Genomic DNA, 13,800 nt, shown 5'->3' on the forward strand with positions numbered 1-13,800 from the left:
TATGATCAGGCCTGTTGGTCGGCACCGACCTGGAGGCGGAGTGGTTGTGGCACCGCATGTGGGAGTTGTCGGGCAAGGCCCTGACCGTCGACATCGCGACCCACGAGATCGCGGGGCGGCGATCGCGAGGGTCCAGCCTCGCTGGGGTTGGCCGCCGGGGGGGGGTCTTCGGGTTGACGAGCTGGTCGCTTGGGTCTCAGTGGCCTAGCCGCGTGATCACCCCAAGTGACTGGAACTGCAGTCATGTGACAGGTAGACTGGTCATATGCGATTTGAGGCCGCGTTCGGGGGCTTGATCCCGGGTGCGAGCGGGGCGGTGCTGGCCGTGCTGCTGCGTACGGGTGTTCCGCTGACCGGGCGGCAGGTGCATGGCCTGGTCCGCGATCAGTGCAGCCTGTGGTCGGTTCAGCAGGCGCTGGCCTCCCTCGCCGATCTCGGTGTGGTGGAGAGCCGCGCTGTGGGTCGGGCGATGGTTCACACGATCAACGAGGACCATTACGCCATCCAGCCTTTGCGTGTCCTGCTCGATCCGATTGCGGCGCTGAGGGAGGCGGTCCGGGCCGTGGTCGGGTCGAGTGTCGATGCGGTGGTCCTGTTCGGGTCGGTGGCGCGGGGGGAGGCATCGGCCGAGAGTGATGTCGACTTGGCCGTCCTCGCGCCCTCGGACTGGCAGGGTCGGACGGAACTGGAAGACGTTGTCCGCGCTCGGCTGGGCAACGACTGCGACGTGCTGGTGTTCACACCGGAGGAGTTCGGCCGCCTCGCGGGCAGCGGCGAGGAGCCGGTCGTCGCCCAGATCGTCGCTGACGGGGTGGTTCTACTCGGGTCGCTCCCGCAGGCACCCGTCGGTGTGGCGTGATGGCAACGCTCGAACACCGCAATCACGCACGAAGCTTCCTGAAGAAAGCCGAGGAGTACCTGGCCTCCGCGGAGGCAAATCTGAGTGCGGAGCGTTACACCGTTGCTGCGGGGGATGCCATCCATGCGGGCATCTGCGCCAAGGACGCCATCGTCACTCAGCTCACCGGTTCGACGGTGAAGGGCAAGGACCACGCGCTTGCCGCGAAGGAGCTTCGTCGGGCACTGGGGCAGCGACCGGACGCGGCCGGTGCCGAGAAGGGACTCCGCGAACTGGTGTCGAACAAGGCTGACGTTGAGCACGGCGTCAGCCTCATGTCAGCTGTGAAGGCTGAGGCGCTCGTCCGTCGCGCTCGGAGCCTGGTCGAGATCGCCGTCCGCGTCGTCCGACTCAACGGGTGATGGCGACCCCCAGATGCCGAGCTCCCGTGCCGGCTGCACGGTTGCTACGTGTTCGCCTGTCCCGTTCCATGGCGCCGAGGATGCTGCCGTTCTGCGCCAATCTCGGGATTGCCGTTGACAGCAACGCGCGCTGTGGCGGCTCTACACAATTCCCCACGACGAGGTGACGACATGGCTCAGGCCCATCAAAAGACCTTGGGTAGAGAACCAACTCGCGTCGGAGCCTTGTGGCGGGGTCAGTGCGGGGCTCCGGGTGCCACCGGAGTCCACAGCCGGTCGATGGGCATGACGTGGAGTCGGTCGGCGTAGGTGTAGGAGCGGGTTCCGGTGGTGAGGATGATCCCGGCGGCGAACCGCGGTCCGAGGGCGTCGCGGAGTTGAGCCAGACCGCGAAAGTCGCCGCCCGGCGCCCGTTCGCTGGCTTTGACCTCGAACGCAACGACTGTGCCGTCGTCGTACTCGATGACCACGTCGACTTCGGCACCGTCGCTTGTCCGCCAGTGGCCTAGGGTGACGGGCTCGTCGAGCCAGGAAGCCTGCTTGCGGATCTCCCCGACGACGAAGGTCTCAAGCAGGTGCCCGAAGTCGGTGAGTGATGCCGGGTCGAGTCGTGTGAGCTTGTCAGGCGTGAGTCGCAGCAGCCGGGCGGCCAGTCCGGAGTCGACGACGTGGACCTTGGGTTTGACGCTGACCCGTGAGCGCAGGGTCTTGCCCCACGCCGGTAGCCGTACCACGAGGAAGAGGTCCTCGAGCAGCCGCAGGTGAACCTCTACGGTGGCTCGACTGACGCCGAGCCTCTCAGCAGCAGCAGAGACGTTGAGCAGTTGCCCGGTTTGTGCCGCAGTCAGACCCAGCAGGTCGGTCATTGCCTGTCGTTCACGGATTCGGCTCAACTCCAGGGCGTCCCGCTCGACCGATGCTCGCACGAAGTCATCGAACCATCGGGCTCGGGCCGCGCCGGAACGTCGCAGGGCCAAGGGCAGGCCCCCGGCGCAGACACGCTCCACGTATTCCTGGCGCGTGGTCGTTGAGGAGGGGATCCGGCCGACGACACCCTCAGGGTCGGCAGGCAACACCTCGATGAGGTTCTCGCTCACCCCGGCGATCTCACCTTGGGACAGCGGCCAGATGGTCAGGGAGTGCAACCGTCCCGTGAGAGCCTGAGCCGTGGCGGGCAGGGCGTCCTGCCGGGTCGATCCAGTGATCACGGCGGTTCCGGGTAGGCTGCCCTCTCGATTCAGCCTCGCTTTGAGCGCATCCAGGATGTCGGGCACCCGCTGGTACTCGTCGACACACACTGGTGCCGCACCGGCGACGACCGAGGCCAAATTCCCCACGACCGCCTCGCGCACCTCGACGTCGTCCAGGTCGAGAACCGATCTCCCCACATCGGCAGCGAACCCGTGCAACACCGTGGACTTACCCACCGAGCGCGGGCCGTGCAGGGCGATCACCGGTTCCACGGCAACCAGCCCCGTCAGGACTTCACCCACCCTCCGTGGGACGAGCGAGTCGAGGACCATGAGCCCAACCTAGCAGACATGACGCTACGTAGTACGCAAACGCGAACACACGAACCAAGCAAACATGAGCGGGCGCGGTGCGCAATCTTGAAGGACCGACCATCGCCATGTGGGCGGGGTCCGACCATCGCCGTCGGCGTCCGACTCTGGGCAGCTGAGTGAGCACACGCCCATCGGCATTTCGGTGAACTGACTCGTTCCTACGGCGGCGTCCCCACGTCGCATCTGCGGTCGTCCTGTCCTTCGGCGAGGACAGCGAAGGCAGACAACACGTCATCAAGCGTCACGTCGTGCTCACGGGCAGCCCTGTGGTGTCAGGCCATGAGGCGGGTTGGGGGTGCACGCGGGTGTCCGAAGCTGTCCACCGGTTACGGTCGGCGCTCGTTATGCGGGGTGACTGGTTTGTCTGGGCCGATGACAGGAGGCCGCGATGCAGTGCAAGAAATCCACTGCAGCGTTCGGCGGTCGCTGTCGCTCTTGCCCGACCATGTGAAGGAGACTGGTGCCTTCCGCGCCGTCGGGCTGCTGCGGGCGGTCGACACCTCCGGCCAGTTCGGGCTGGCCATGCGCGGGGGCGAGGCGAACGCAGCGGCCGTTGCCGATGAAGCCCGAGAATATGCGCCGGCACGCTTCCTCGCTCGGTGGCCGGATCTCGGTCTCGGTGTGGTTGGCCGCAGGCGGCGACGCCGCGGCGGCTCCCACGCTCGCGGCCCCTTCCATCGACTGGCTGGCAGCCCTGCGGACAACCAACCTCTCGGCGGTGGCCCGTGGATGCCGGCCGCCTATGCTGAGGGACAACCATGGCGCGAGATCCGCGCGGGTCTCGGGTGCTGAGTTGCCTCGCCCATGCGGGCTGTAATGTGCCCGCGGACGAGCCCTGAGTACGCTGGACGCCGTGTCGAACCGATCAGCGCCCGAGCCCATGTCAGCACCCTCCTCGGCTGCGGTCGGCAGCGGAGTCGACGCAGACGACCTGGCCGTGACATTGCGGGTCTTGCGCACCATCCACGAGCTCGACGAGGCCCACCCCGATTTCGTGGCCGTCCGACAGGCGACCGGCAGGATGTTCAAGGCGGTCAAGCACCACCGCCGAGGCGTCAAGCGAGCGGCGATCCAGGACAACGACAAGGCCATCGTCGCCGGGACGGCCACGGGCGCACCCGACCGCATCGATGATGAGACGCGGGGGCTGGCGCTCACGTCAGGCGTCGAGGCGCCGACGGCCGGGACGCTCATGAAGGCCCGGCCCTGCTACATCTGCAAGCAGCGCTACACGCTGGTGGACGCGTTCTACCACCAGCTCTGCCCCGCGTGTGCGGCCATGAGTCACGCCAAGCGCGGCGCGCGGACGGATCTGACCGGCAAGCGGGCGCTGCTGACCGGCGGCCGGGCCAAGATCGGAATGCACATCGCGCTCCGGCTGCTGCGCGATGGTGCCCACACCACGATCACCACCCGCTTCCCGCGTGACGCGGTGCGACGCTTCGCGGCGATGCCTGACGCCGCCGACTGGCTGCATCGACTGCATGTGGTCGGCATCGACCTGCGTGATCCGTCCCAGGTCATCGCATTGGCCGACGCGGTGGCCGCCAGGGGCCCGCTGGACATCCTGGTCAACAACGCGGCACAGACAGTACGACGCTCGGCCGGTTCGTACGCGCCCCTCGTCGACGCCGAGTCGATCCCGGTCCCGGACGGACTGTGGCCCGAAGGCCAAGGCCCAGAACTCCTGACGTTCGGGCACACACGAGACCTGCATCCTCTGGCGCTGGCCGAGTCGGTCAAGGCGCACCCGCTGCTCGCGGCGGCGGACGCCGCGGTCACCGGCTCTGCCGCCACTCACGCGGATGCCGAGGCAGCGGCCCGCGACGCCCAGCGCCTGACAGACATGGCTCTGGCTCCGGGCTCGTCGTCGCTGGCGCGTCTGGCCGACGGCTCGGCGATCGACGCGGGAGGGCTCGTTCCCGACCTTCACGACTCGAACAGCTGGGTCCAGGGCGTCGGTGAGGTGGACGCGCTCGAGATGCTTGAGGTGCAGCTCTGCAACGAGACGGCTCCGTTCATCCTCATCAGCCGACTGCGGCCGCGCCTGGCCGAGGCGGCGAGAAGCGTGGCGAGTGGTCCGGCCCGGGGGTACGTGGTCAACGTGTCAGCGATGGAGGGGGTCTTCGCGCGCGGCTACAAGGGTCCCGGCCATCCGCACACCAACATGGCGAAGGCGGCGGTCAACATGCTGACGCGGACGAGCGCGCGGGAGCTGTTCGAGTCCGACGGCATCCTGATGACCAGCGTCGACACCGGCTGGATCACCGACGAGCGCCCGCACCCCACGAAAGTTCGGCTCGCCGAGGAGGGCTTCCATGCGCCCTTGGATCTGGTCGACGGAGCCGCTCGGGTCTACGATCCGATCGTCCGCGGGCAGGCCGGCGAGGACCTTTTCGGCGTCTTCCTGAAGGACTACGCGCCCTCAGGTTGGTAGGCCAGCTGTCAGCATCTGCTTGAGGTCACGGCCGGCGGTGTGCCGTCGTTCAGGGCCCGAGGAGTGCGAGGGGGACGACGGCGATGCCGTCGGGGCGGCGGTAGGCGTGTCTGCCGGTGTAGATGATCATCTGGTCGACGAGGCGGTCGCCGAGTTGCTGGGCCAGCCAGTTCAGGTGCTCGACGTCGGCGGGTCTGATGGTGTCGGTGAGCTTGACCTCGATCGCGATCGCGGAACGGTTGGCCGCCTCGACGATGAGGTCGATTTCGTGGTCGGTGTTCTTGGTGCGCAGGTGCCCGATGCGGGCATCGGCCGCTTCGGCGTAGACCCGCACCGATTGGGCGGCCAGCGACTCGAACAGTGCCCCTAGCCAGGTGCCGGTCGCAGCGTGGACGCGGCGGCCCTGTCCACGGAGCAGCCCGGCCTTGCCGACGCCGACGAGGCGGGCGGCCAGGGCGGGGTCGACTGGACAGTGCTGTACCTAACAGATGGACGACGGGATAACTAACAGCTCGACACGCGCGACCTGCCCGTGAGCTCGGTAGGGTTGGTTCCGTGACCAGCCGGCGATGCGCTGCCGCCACGATTCTTCATGACCTCGTTCGAAGTCATGCCCCGAGACACCACCCGAGCCCGATCCGAGGCGCCGCCCTGTTTTTGTCCCCGATGGTCGCGGCTCGGTCCAGGTTGTGGATCAGGCCCGAGGCGCGGAATCGTGCCCGTAGTGGCACCCGCTGGTCTGACACCTGAGCGTGGAGCCCCGCACTGGCGTCCCGCCTCCGCGGACTCTGGTCAGAGGCTGGTGAGCAGCTCTTGCATCTCGGTGATCTCGGCCTGCTGGTCGGCGATGATCTTCTCGGCCAGCGCTACCGCGTCGGGGTTCTGGCCGTCGGCCAACTGCTGCTCGGACATCTCGATGGCGCCCTCGTGGTGGGCGATCATGGCTTCGAGGAACGCCTGGTCGAACTCGGTGCCCGTGAGGCCGTCGAGTTGGGTCATCATCTCTTCCTGGCTCATGCCGTTCATGTCCATCCCGCCCATGTCCATGCCGCCGTGGTCGTCGGGGGAGACGTCCTCGCCCCAGGTGTTCAGCCACGCGGTCATCTCGTCGATCTCCGGGCCTTGGGCCTCGGCGATCCGCTCAGCGAGCGCGACGACCTCGGGGGTTTCGGCTTGCTCGATCGCCAGCTGTGACATTTCGATGGCGCCCTCGTGATGGATGATCATCATCTGCGCGAAGGTGGTGTCCTGGTCGTTGTGGTCGGCAGCGACGTCCGATGAGGCGCTCGCCGACACTGACTCGGTGGCCATGGCGGAGATGCCTGTCTGTGAGGTGGTCGCGGCTGGGGGTGTGGTGCTCTGGTCTGCGCAGGCCGCCAGGGTGGCCGTCAGGACCAGCCCCGCCAACGTGGCGGTGATCCGCTTCGTGCGTGACATGTTCGTGCTCCGTTCCTGGCCGACGGGGTCGCCGGACCTTGATCTCGAGCCTATGAACCCTCAGCTAGCGATCCAACCCGTGGAAGGTCAAGGATCGATCAAGACCCGCTCCGGTTCGGGCGCGGTGGCGAGGGGAAGGGTGAGGGTGAACGTTGAGCCGTGTCCGGGGCCGGGGCTGGTGGCGGTCAATGAGCCGCCGTGGGCGAGCGCGAGGCTGCGGGCGATAGTCAGCCCGATCCCGGAACCGCCCGCATCGCGGGCCCGGGCCGTGTCGGCGCGGTAGAACCGGTCGAACACCTTCGAGAGCTGCTCCGGGGTGAGGCCGTCGCCGGTGTCGGTGACCGTGATCACCACCTCGGCCTTCGAGTCGCGCGTGCTGATGTGCACGATCCCGCCGGTGGGGGTGTGCCGCAGCGCGTTGTCGAGGAGGTTGCCCAGGATCTGACCCACCCGCTGCGGATCCGCTGCGACAAGGCCCGGGTGAGAGTCCGCGGACAACGCGACACCCTTGTTCTCGTATCGGGTGGCGACGGAGGCGACGGCGGGCTCGATGAGGTCCCGGATCGGCTGGGTCTGGGTGTCGAGGGTGAATCGGCCTTCCTCGGCGCGGGACACGTCATCGAGGTCGGCGGCGATCTTCTTGAGCCGGGTGGCCTGGAGGGTGAGCAGCTGCTGGCTGTCGTGGTCCCAGGGGACCACGTCGTCGATGACGGCCTCCAGCTCAGCGGTCAGGGTGGCCAGGGGGGTGCGGAGCTCGTGCGCCACGTCCGAGAGAAGCCGCCGTCGGCTGGTTTCGGTGGAGTCCAGGCGGCTGGCCATATCGTTGAATGCGTCGGCGACCGCCGTGAATTCGGGACTGGTCGCGGTGTCTGGCACGCGCGCCTTGTAGTCGCCTGCCTCAACCAGTGCCGAGGCGGCGGTCAATCGCTCCAGCGGTCGGCGCAGCCGCCTGGTCTCCAGCCAGGCCAGGCCGATAGCCAGCGTGAGCGCCACCACCAGCCCGATGCCCAACGATCTGACGCCGGCCTCGAGGAACGCCTGCTCCACATGCCCCATCTCGGCGGTGCCGTCCGGGTGTCCCAGTTGTTGCAGGTGCTCGTGGAACAGCGGAGGCCCGACCACCACAGCTACCAGCGCGGCGGTGATCACGCCGACTGCCACCACCAGCGCCTGGGTGAGAAACGTGCGGGTGCCCCACCGCATCCGGGAGACGTACCCGCGCAGCCTCATCATCGCCCTGGTCCCATCCGGTATCCGACCCCGCGGACGGTGAGGATGTAGCGCGGTTCCGTGGGTGGGTCGTCGAGCTTCTTGCGCAGGTTCGCCACGTGGACGTCGACGACGTGGTCGTCGCCGACCCACCCGCCGCCCCACACCGCGTCGATGATCTGCCGCCTGCTCAGCGCCACGTTGGGCCGGGCCGACAGTGCGTCGAGGATGTCGAACTCGGTGCGGGTCAGCCCCACCTGCTGGTCGTCGACCCACACGTCGCGGCCTTCCGCGTCCACCCGCAGCCGTCCGAACTCGCGCGGCGGTGCGGGTTGTGTGCCGTGGGTCTGGCGTCGTGGCCGTCTCAGCACGGTGTTGACGCGGGCGACGAGCTCGCGGGGGCTGAACGGCTTGGTCAGGTAGTCGTCGGCGCCCACCGACAAGCCGATCAGCTTGTCGACCTCGTCGGCCCGGGCCGTCAGCATCAGGATGTAGCAGTCGGAGAACAACCGGATCTGGCGGCACACCTCGATGCCGTCGATGCCGGGCAGGCCCAGATCGAGAATGATGACGTCGGGGTCCAGGTCCTGCGCTGAGCGGACGCCGTCCGGGCCGGTGTAGGCCAGGGCGGTGTCGAAGCCTGCCTTGTTGAGGTAGGAGCCGACGATCCCGGCCAGCGGGCGCTCATCGTCGATCACCAACACACTCGATCTGCGGGGCTCAGCCATACAGCCATTATCGACACACCCCGCCCCCAACCCACCCCCTCACAGCGCTGGGGGAAGTGTTCTTGGCCGAACCTTGACCCGGGCTGAACCCTTCCCTGATCTGGAGGGGTGAGGCTGGGAACGTGAACGAGATCCTGGCGCCAGCACCGCCGACCGCCCCGACCGAGGTGGTCAACGTCACCTTGGTGACCACCGCAGCGTGCCACTTCTGTGATGACGCCCATCAGCGCCTCGACGCCCTCGACCGCGCGGGCCTGCTTCGGCTCACGACGATCCCGGCGGAGTCACCGCAAGGTGCGGCCCTGATCGCCGAGCATCGTCCGGGCATGTTCCCCTTGACCCTGGTGGCGGGGCGCTACTTCCACGACGGGCGTATCCCCCGCGGCAAACTGGCGCGGCTCGTCGACCACCTCGGTGCCCGCTGATGGGCGCCGACCTGCTCAGCGCCGGCGGGATCCTGGCAGCGTTCCTCGCCGGCGGCGTCGCGCTGTTCGCCCCGTGCTGCATCGTCTTCCTCGCTCCCAGCTACCTGGCTGCGGCGGCGAAGAACCGCCGCTGGCGCCTGATCCCGCTGACCTTCGTGTTCGCCGCCGGCCTGGCGGCGGTCCTAGTCCCGATCACTATGGGCGTCAGCCTGATCGCCGGCGCCATCGCCATGTACCACGTGGTCCTGTACTGGGCCGGTGGCCTGCTGATGATCGGACTCGGCCTGTTGGCGTTGTCGGGGACGATGTGGTCGATGCCGTCCTTCCTCCGGGCGCCTGACACCACACGCGGTGACACCGCCACCTTCTTCAGCCTCGGCGTGTTCTCCGGCATCGCCTCCAGCTGCTGCGCACCGGTCCTGGCCGGCGTGATGACCCTGTCAGCGTTGTCCGGCTCACCCGTCGGCGGCTTGGTGCTCGGCTTGGCCTACGTGTTCGGGATGGTGATCCCGCTGTTCGTGATGGCGCTACTGTGGGACAAGCGTCCTGGGCGGATGCGCAGCCTCCGCGTCAAGTCCATCCGCATCAACGTGGGCCGCTTCACGCTGGCCACCAACACCGTCAACCTTGCGGTCGCCGTCGGGTTCGTGATCATGGGCATCCTTGTGATCGGCCAAGCCGGCGCCACCGAGATGACCGGCGCCGACGCCCCGCTGGTCGGCATGGGCGCCTGGCTCTCCGACGTCTTCGCCTGGCTGATCGCGATCACCGCCCCCATCCCCGAAGCCGTCCTCGGGCTCGCGCTGCTCGCACTGGTGGCCGTGTTCGTCGTCGCCACCCTCAGAGACCGCCGCAGAAACGAGCAGCCCGCGACCGTCCATGACTGTTGCGACACCCAGACAACAGCGCCCGCGAATACCGCCGCACCGACCGTCACCTCCCAGGAGCCCCGATGACCCCCACCGCCCCGGCACCCTCCCGACGCGAGCAACTCAGAACACGGCAGCAGGCCGAGACGCAGCGCGACACGAAGCGGCTCACCTGGACCCGGGTCGTCGGCGGAGCAGTGACGCTGATCGTGGCGGCAGTCGTCGGTTATGGGCTGTGGACCGCCATCCCCGAACAGGGCGACAGCCAGCGCCTCGCCCCCGACTTCACCCTCACCACCACAGCCGGCACCTCAGTGACCCTCAGCGACCTGCGCCCCAACCCGGTGCTCATCTACTTCAACGAAGGCGCCGGCTGCGCCTCCTGCACCATGCAGATGGCCGAGATCGAGAAGAACCCCGGATTCGCCGAGGCGGGCATCGAGGTACTGCCCATCGTCATGAACACCGCCGAGCAGATCCTGCCCGACATGCAGCAGTTCGGCATGACCACCCCGTATCTGCTCGACGACGGCACCGTGTCCAAGGCCTACGACGTCCTCGACAAGGGCATGCACCCCGGGCTGCCCGGACACGGCTTCGTGCTCATCGACGGCGACGGCGTCCAACGCTGGTACGGCAACTACCCCTCCATGTGGCTCGACCCGCAGGAACTCCTCAACGAGGTCACTACGCGACTTCGGTGAAGTCACTGGATGGGACGTGTCGTTCGGTCCGAGTGCCCCGCGACGGCTTCAACTCACTGGTACCGCTTGAGGATCTCCTTCATCTGGGCGATCTCCCTCTCCTGCGCCTCGACGATCTCGCTGCAGAGCTGTTCGATCTCAGGATCGGTGATGGTGGCCTCCTGGCACACCAGGATGGCGCGCGAGTGGTGCGGAATCATGGAGGTGAGGAATCCCTCGTCGCCTACCCCCACCTCGTTGCGGCCCATGAAGAATGCGGCAAGAAACAGCGCCAGAAACCCGACGAGCAGGATGATGTTGAGGGTCTTGTTCTTGAGCATCGACCACATGCCGACCGTCATCAGCACCGCCATGGCGGCCACCATGAGGACGGCCATGTAGAGGTTGCTGGGATTGAAGTAGAAGTGGTCGAGGCTGCGGACCATAGACATGCTGAGTGCCCACATCAGTCCCAGGTTGACCAGGAGAATCGCCCCGAACTTCCAGTACATCGCATGCGAGTGCTTGTCCTTCCCGCTGTCCTCGGTGTGGTGTCGCGGTGCGTCGCTTGTCATGGCGGCTCCTTCCCTTCACTTCACCCATACCCACACCCTTGCGATTCCAAACCCACGCCACGTCGGGCAGAACCGGGTCTCAGTGGTGAGAGCTGCGTTCCAGTGCGCTGTGGGAGGGGGTCTCGATCTGGAAGGTGGAGTGTTCGACGCTGACGTGGAAGTGTTCGGCGACGCAGGTTTGGAGGTCTCGCAGCTCCTGGGAGACGTGGCCCTGGGCGAAGCAGGTTTCTTCGACGACGACGTGGGCTGTGAGGACGGGTAGCCCGGTGGCGATGGTGGAGGCGTGCAGGTCGTGCACGCCGATCACGTGCGGGACCTGGAGGATGTGTCCGCGGACGTCGTCGAGGTTCAGGCCTCTGGGGGTGGATTCGAGCAGGATCCCCCCGGCCTCCTTGAGGATCGTGATCGCGCGGGGGACGATCAGGGCGGCGATCAGCATCCCGGCGATGGCGTCGATGCGGGTCCATCCGGTGAGCGAGATGACGATCGCGCTGATGATGACGGCGACGGATCCGAGGGCGTCGTTGACCACTTCGAGGAACGCGGCACGCATGTTGAGGTTCGCGGCGCGGCCTGCGCCCAGGACAAGCATGGCGACGATGTTGCCGACGAGTCCGACGATCCCGAACACGAGCAGCCCGCCGGCGGTGACCTCTGCCGGGTCGAAGAGCCGGCGGACGCCTTCGATGAGGGCGTAGATGCCGACGGCGAGGAGGATCGCGGACTGGGCGCCGGCGGCCAGCACCTCTGCGCGACGGTAACCCCAGGTCCGCTCCGGTGTGGGTGGCCGCAGGGCCAGGGAGGCGGCGATCAGTGCCATCAGCAGGCCGGAGGCGTCTGTGAGCATGTGCCCGGCGTCGACGAGGAGGGCGAGGCTGTTGGTCCACCATGCGCCGATGACCTCGGCGATCAGGATGGTGGCGGTGATCCCGAACGCGATCGCCAGCCTGGTCCGGTTGGTCCCCGGACTCGCGTGGGTGTGGTCGTGGGTGTCGCTCATGCCTGGGCCTCCGCGTGACGATGGTAGCGGTGGAGCGCTTGTCACAGGAAGCCCCGCCACTTCGGGATCTTCTTGATCTGATCTTGACCAAGCATGTGACTGGCGCACTCAGTGGTTGGGGCATGCTGGTTGGACGACCTGTCCGAAACGGTGCCGCGGTACATCGCGGACACCTGGACTTCCTTGAAGACATAGATCCTGGAGACCACCCATGCGCCGCATTCATCTGACCGTCCGCATCGCTGTGCCGCTCGCTGCCCTCCTGGCGCTGTCGGCTTGCTCAGCCCCGGAGGTTGCCGAGGCCCCGAGAGATACCCCGTCGACGGCGGCGCCGAGTGCCGCGGTGGGGGAGGCGAGGACGTTGCTTGCGGCGCACGGGCTTGAGGGGAAGAGCGGCGCCGAGGTTGTGGAGGCGCTGGACCAACTCGACGCTCAGCGCCCGTTGCCGCTGGCTGGATCGGTGCGCTACGACGAGGTGCTCCTCAGCGACGGCACCACGGAGGCCGCGCTGGCCCTCGACGGTGACCAGTTCTACCTGTCGATGGCGCCGTACGAGACCGCCACGCACGAGTGCTACTTCCACAACCTCGGCACGTGCCAAGGGGAGCTGGCAGACGTCGAGGTGCGCGTGATGATCACCACCGATTCGGGGGAGGTCCTCATTGACGAGGACGCGACCACCTACGCCAACGGGTTTGTCGGCTTCTGGATTCCGAAGGACGTCGAGGGCACCGTCGTCGTCACCAAGGACGGAAAGCGCGCCGAGAGCCGCTTCTCCTCCGATGCCGAGGGCCCCACCTGCCTGACCACGCTGCAGCTTCTGTAGTCCTGGGCGGAGAGGCGGCTGTGGATTGGTCAGGAGTGGTGAGCCTCCATCCCGGCGAATCCCTGGTGCATGCCAGGGTTGCAGGCGCCGTCAAAGCCCATGTCTGATTGGGCCATCATTCGAACGTGGTCGGCGAACTCACGTCCGGTTGGCTCGACTGCTCCCGCTGTGGTGGCGGTCATCGCGACGAGTGCCGCGGCGGCGGCGAGGGCAGCGATCTTGCGCGTGGTGATCATAGTGGTCTCCTTGATTGAGGTGCCTCCCGTGAGCCCGGTACGACCACTGTCCCCCGACTATGTATGGATCTGATCAACTCTCGCCTCCGCTTCGATCAAGAAGTTGAGGCCGGGTCAGCGCGCCCGGCCCCCGGTGGTCGAGCCCTTGGCCTCGCACCACCCAGGCGTGGTCCCCGATCGGCGGCATCACGTCCTACTACGACGTGCCCAAGAAGAGTTTCGACGAGCCCGTGCTCCTCGCCATCGGTGAGAAGCACGGCAAATCCGCCGCTCAGGTCATGCTCCGCTGGCACATCCAGAAGGGGGTGCAGGTCATCCCCAAGTCCACGAAGGCGGCTTGGAACGCCGAGAACTTCACGTGTTCGACTTCGAGCTCCCCGCCGACGAGATCGCCCCGATCGACGCCCTCGACACCGGCGTCCGCGGCGGCCCCGAGCCGGACTTCATCCCCCTGGACAACTTCGGCGTGCCAATCCCCGAGGCCTGATGGCCCGCGGGCGCGAGCACCCTCGCGCCCGCAGCGGCCGCCGGTCAAACCACGTTGAGGGGG

16 protein-coding genes are annotated in these 13,800 nt (G+C 67.4%); 8 read left to right on the plus strand and 8 right to left on the minus strand.

All coding sequences use genetic code 11. The annotated features are described in order from the left end of the window. Nucleotides 1-265 precede the first annotated feature (265 nt). Both H5399_RS11735 and H5399_RS11740 read left to right on the plus strand, forming a co-directional pair. On the plus strand, nt 266-859 hold the full coding sequence (locus tag H5399_RS11735; protein ID WP_182783236.1) for a nucleotidyltransferase domain-containing protein: 594 nt from the start codon (nt 266-268) through the stop codon (nt 857-859). Next, nucleotides 859-1,260: a hypothetical protein gene (locus H5399_RS11740; protein ID WP_182783237.1), complete on the plus strand. Its 402-nt coding sequence runs from the start codon at nt 859-861 to the stop codon at nt 1,258-1,260. The genes H5399_RS11735 and H5399_RS11740 overlap by 1 nt, the downstream gene beginning before the upstream one ends. A 236-nt stretch (nt 1,261-1,496) precedes the next feature. On the opposite strand, the gene H5399_RS11745 is transcribed toward H5399_RS11740, so the two are convergent. After that, the gene (locus tag H5399_RS11745; RefSeq protein ID WP_182783238.1) at nt 1,497-2,783 is read right to left on the minus strand and encodes an ATP-binding protein; all 1,287 of its coding nucleotides are present in this window, start codon (nt 2,781-2,783) and stop codon (nt 1,497-1,499) included. Between the two features lie 895 nt (nt 2,784-3,678). On the opposite strand from H5399_RS11745, the gene H5399_RS11750 reads away from it, so the two are divergent. Continuing rightward, the gene (locus H5399_RS11750) at nt 3,679-5,262 is read left to right on the plus strand and encodes an SDR family NAD(P)-dependent oxidoreductase (RefSeq protein WP_370585762.1); all 1,584 of its coding nucleotides are present in this window, start codon (nt 3,679-3,681) and stop codon (nt 5,260-5,262) included. Nucleotides 5,263-5,311: 49 nt separating this feature from the next. Here H5399_RS11750 and H5399_RS11755 read toward each other — a convergent pair whose 3' ends face one another. From H5399_RS11755 to H5399_RS11770, 4 genes are all read right to left on the minus strand, one after another. Next, the gene (locus H5399_RS11755; RefSeq protein ID WP_182783372.1) at nt 5,312-5,716 is read right to left on the minus strand and encodes a DUF4143 domain-containing protein; all 405 of its coding nucleotides are present in this window, start codon (nt 5,714-5,716) and stop codon (nt 5,312-5,314) included. Nucleotides 5,717-6,054: 338 nt separating this feature from the next. Beyond that, on the minus strand, nt 6,055-6,699 hold the full coding sequence (locus H5399_RS11760) for a DUF305 domain-containing protein (RefSeq protein WP_182783239.1): 645 nt from the start codon (nt 6,697-6,699) through the stop codon (nt 6,055-6,057). An 87-nt stretch (nt 6,700-6,786) separates the two neighbouring features. Next, nucleotides 6,787-7,932 (minus strand): cell wall metabolism sensor histidine kinase WalK, encoded by a 1,146-nt coding sequence (locus H5399_RS11765; RefSeq protein ID WP_255422281.1) that lies wholly within the window; start codon nt 7,930-7,932, stop codon nt 6,787-6,789. Beyond that, nucleotides 7,929-8,636, minus strand: coding sequence for a response regulator transcription factor (locus tag H5399_RS11770; protein ID WP_182783240.1), 708 nt, complete (start codon nt 8,634-8,636; stop codon nt 7,929-7,931). Before H5399_RS11770 ends, H5399_RS11765 begins: the two co-directional genes overlap by 4 nt. Nucleotides 8,637-8,758: 122 nt before the next feature. Here H5399_RS11770 and H5399_RS11775 point away from each other — a divergent pair, with 122 nt between their 5' ends. The 3 genes from H5399_RS11775 to H5399_RS11785 are packed head-to-tail and all read left to right on the plus strand — an operon-like array spanning nt 8,759 to nt 10,634. Continuing rightward, entirely contained in the window at nt 8,759-9,061 is a 303-nt protein-coding gene (locus H5399_RS11775) for a hypothetical protein (RefSeq protein ID WP_220490979.1), read from the plus strand. Further along, nucleotides 9,061-10,017, plus strand: coding sequence for a cytochrome c biogenesis CcdA family protein (locus H5399_RS11780; protein ID WP_182783241.1), 957 nt, complete (start codon nt 9,061-9,063; stop codon nt 10,015-10,017). Before H5399_RS11775 ends, H5399_RS11780 begins: the two co-directional genes overlap by 1 nt. Then, entirely contained in the window at nt 10,014-10,634 is a 621-nt protein-coding gene (locus H5399_RS11785) for a peroxiredoxin (RefSeq protein WP_182783242.1), read from the plus strand. Before H5399_RS11780 ends, H5399_RS11785 begins: the two co-directional genes overlap by 4 nt. A gap of 53 nt (nt 10,635-10,687) precedes the next feature. Here H5399_RS11785 and H5399_RS11790 read toward each other — a convergent pair whose 3' ends face one another. Both H5399_RS11790 and H5399_RS11795 read right to left on the minus strand, forming a co-directional pair. Next, nucleotides 10,688-11,188: a DUF305 domain-containing protein gene (locus H5399_RS11790; RefSeq protein ID WP_220489469.1), complete on the minus strand. Its 501-nt coding sequence runs from the start codon at nt 11,186-11,188 to the stop codon at nt 10,688-10,690. A gap of 79 nt (nt 11,189-11,267) precedes the next feature. Then, a complete protein-coding gene (locus H5399_RS11795) occupies nt 11,268-12,188 on the minus strand; it encodes a cation diffusion facilitator family transporter (RefSeq protein ID WP_182783243.1) in 921 nt (306 codons plus the stop codon). A 211-nt stretch (nt 12,189-12,399) separates the two neighbouring features. Between H5399_RS11795 and H5399_RS11800 the strand changes: the two genes are divergently transcribed. Continuing rightward, on the plus strand, nt 12,400-13,014 hold the full coding sequence (locus H5399_RS11800; protein ID WP_182783244.1) for a CueP family metal-binding protein: 615 nt from the start codon (nt 12,400-12,402) through the stop codon (nt 13,012-13,014). A 29-nt stretch (nt 13,015-13,043) separates the two neighbouring features. Here the strand turns inward: H5399_RS11800 and H5399_RS11805 are convergent, their stop codons facing one another. Continuing rightward, on the minus strand, nt 13,044-13,250 hold the full coding sequence (locus tag H5399_RS11805) for a hypothetical protein (protein WP_182783245.1): 207 nt from the start codon (nt 13,248-13,250) through the stop codon (nt 13,044-13,046). Between the two features lie 337 nt (nt 13,251-13,587). Between H5399_RS11805 and H5399_RS11810 the strand changes: the two genes are divergently transcribed. Further along, the gene (locus H5399_RS11810; protein WP_182783246.1) at nt 13,588-13,737 is read left to right on the plus strand and encodes a hypothetical protein; all 150 of its coding nucleotides are present in this window, start codon (nt 13,588-13,590) and stop codon (nt 13,735-13,737) included. Nucleotides 13,738-13,800 lie beyond the last annotated feature (63 nt).

Source organism: Tessaracoccus sp. MC1627 (genome assembly GCF_014164725.1).
GTDB lineage: Bacteria > Actinomycetota > Actinomycetes > Propionibacteriales > Propionibacteriaceae > Arachnia.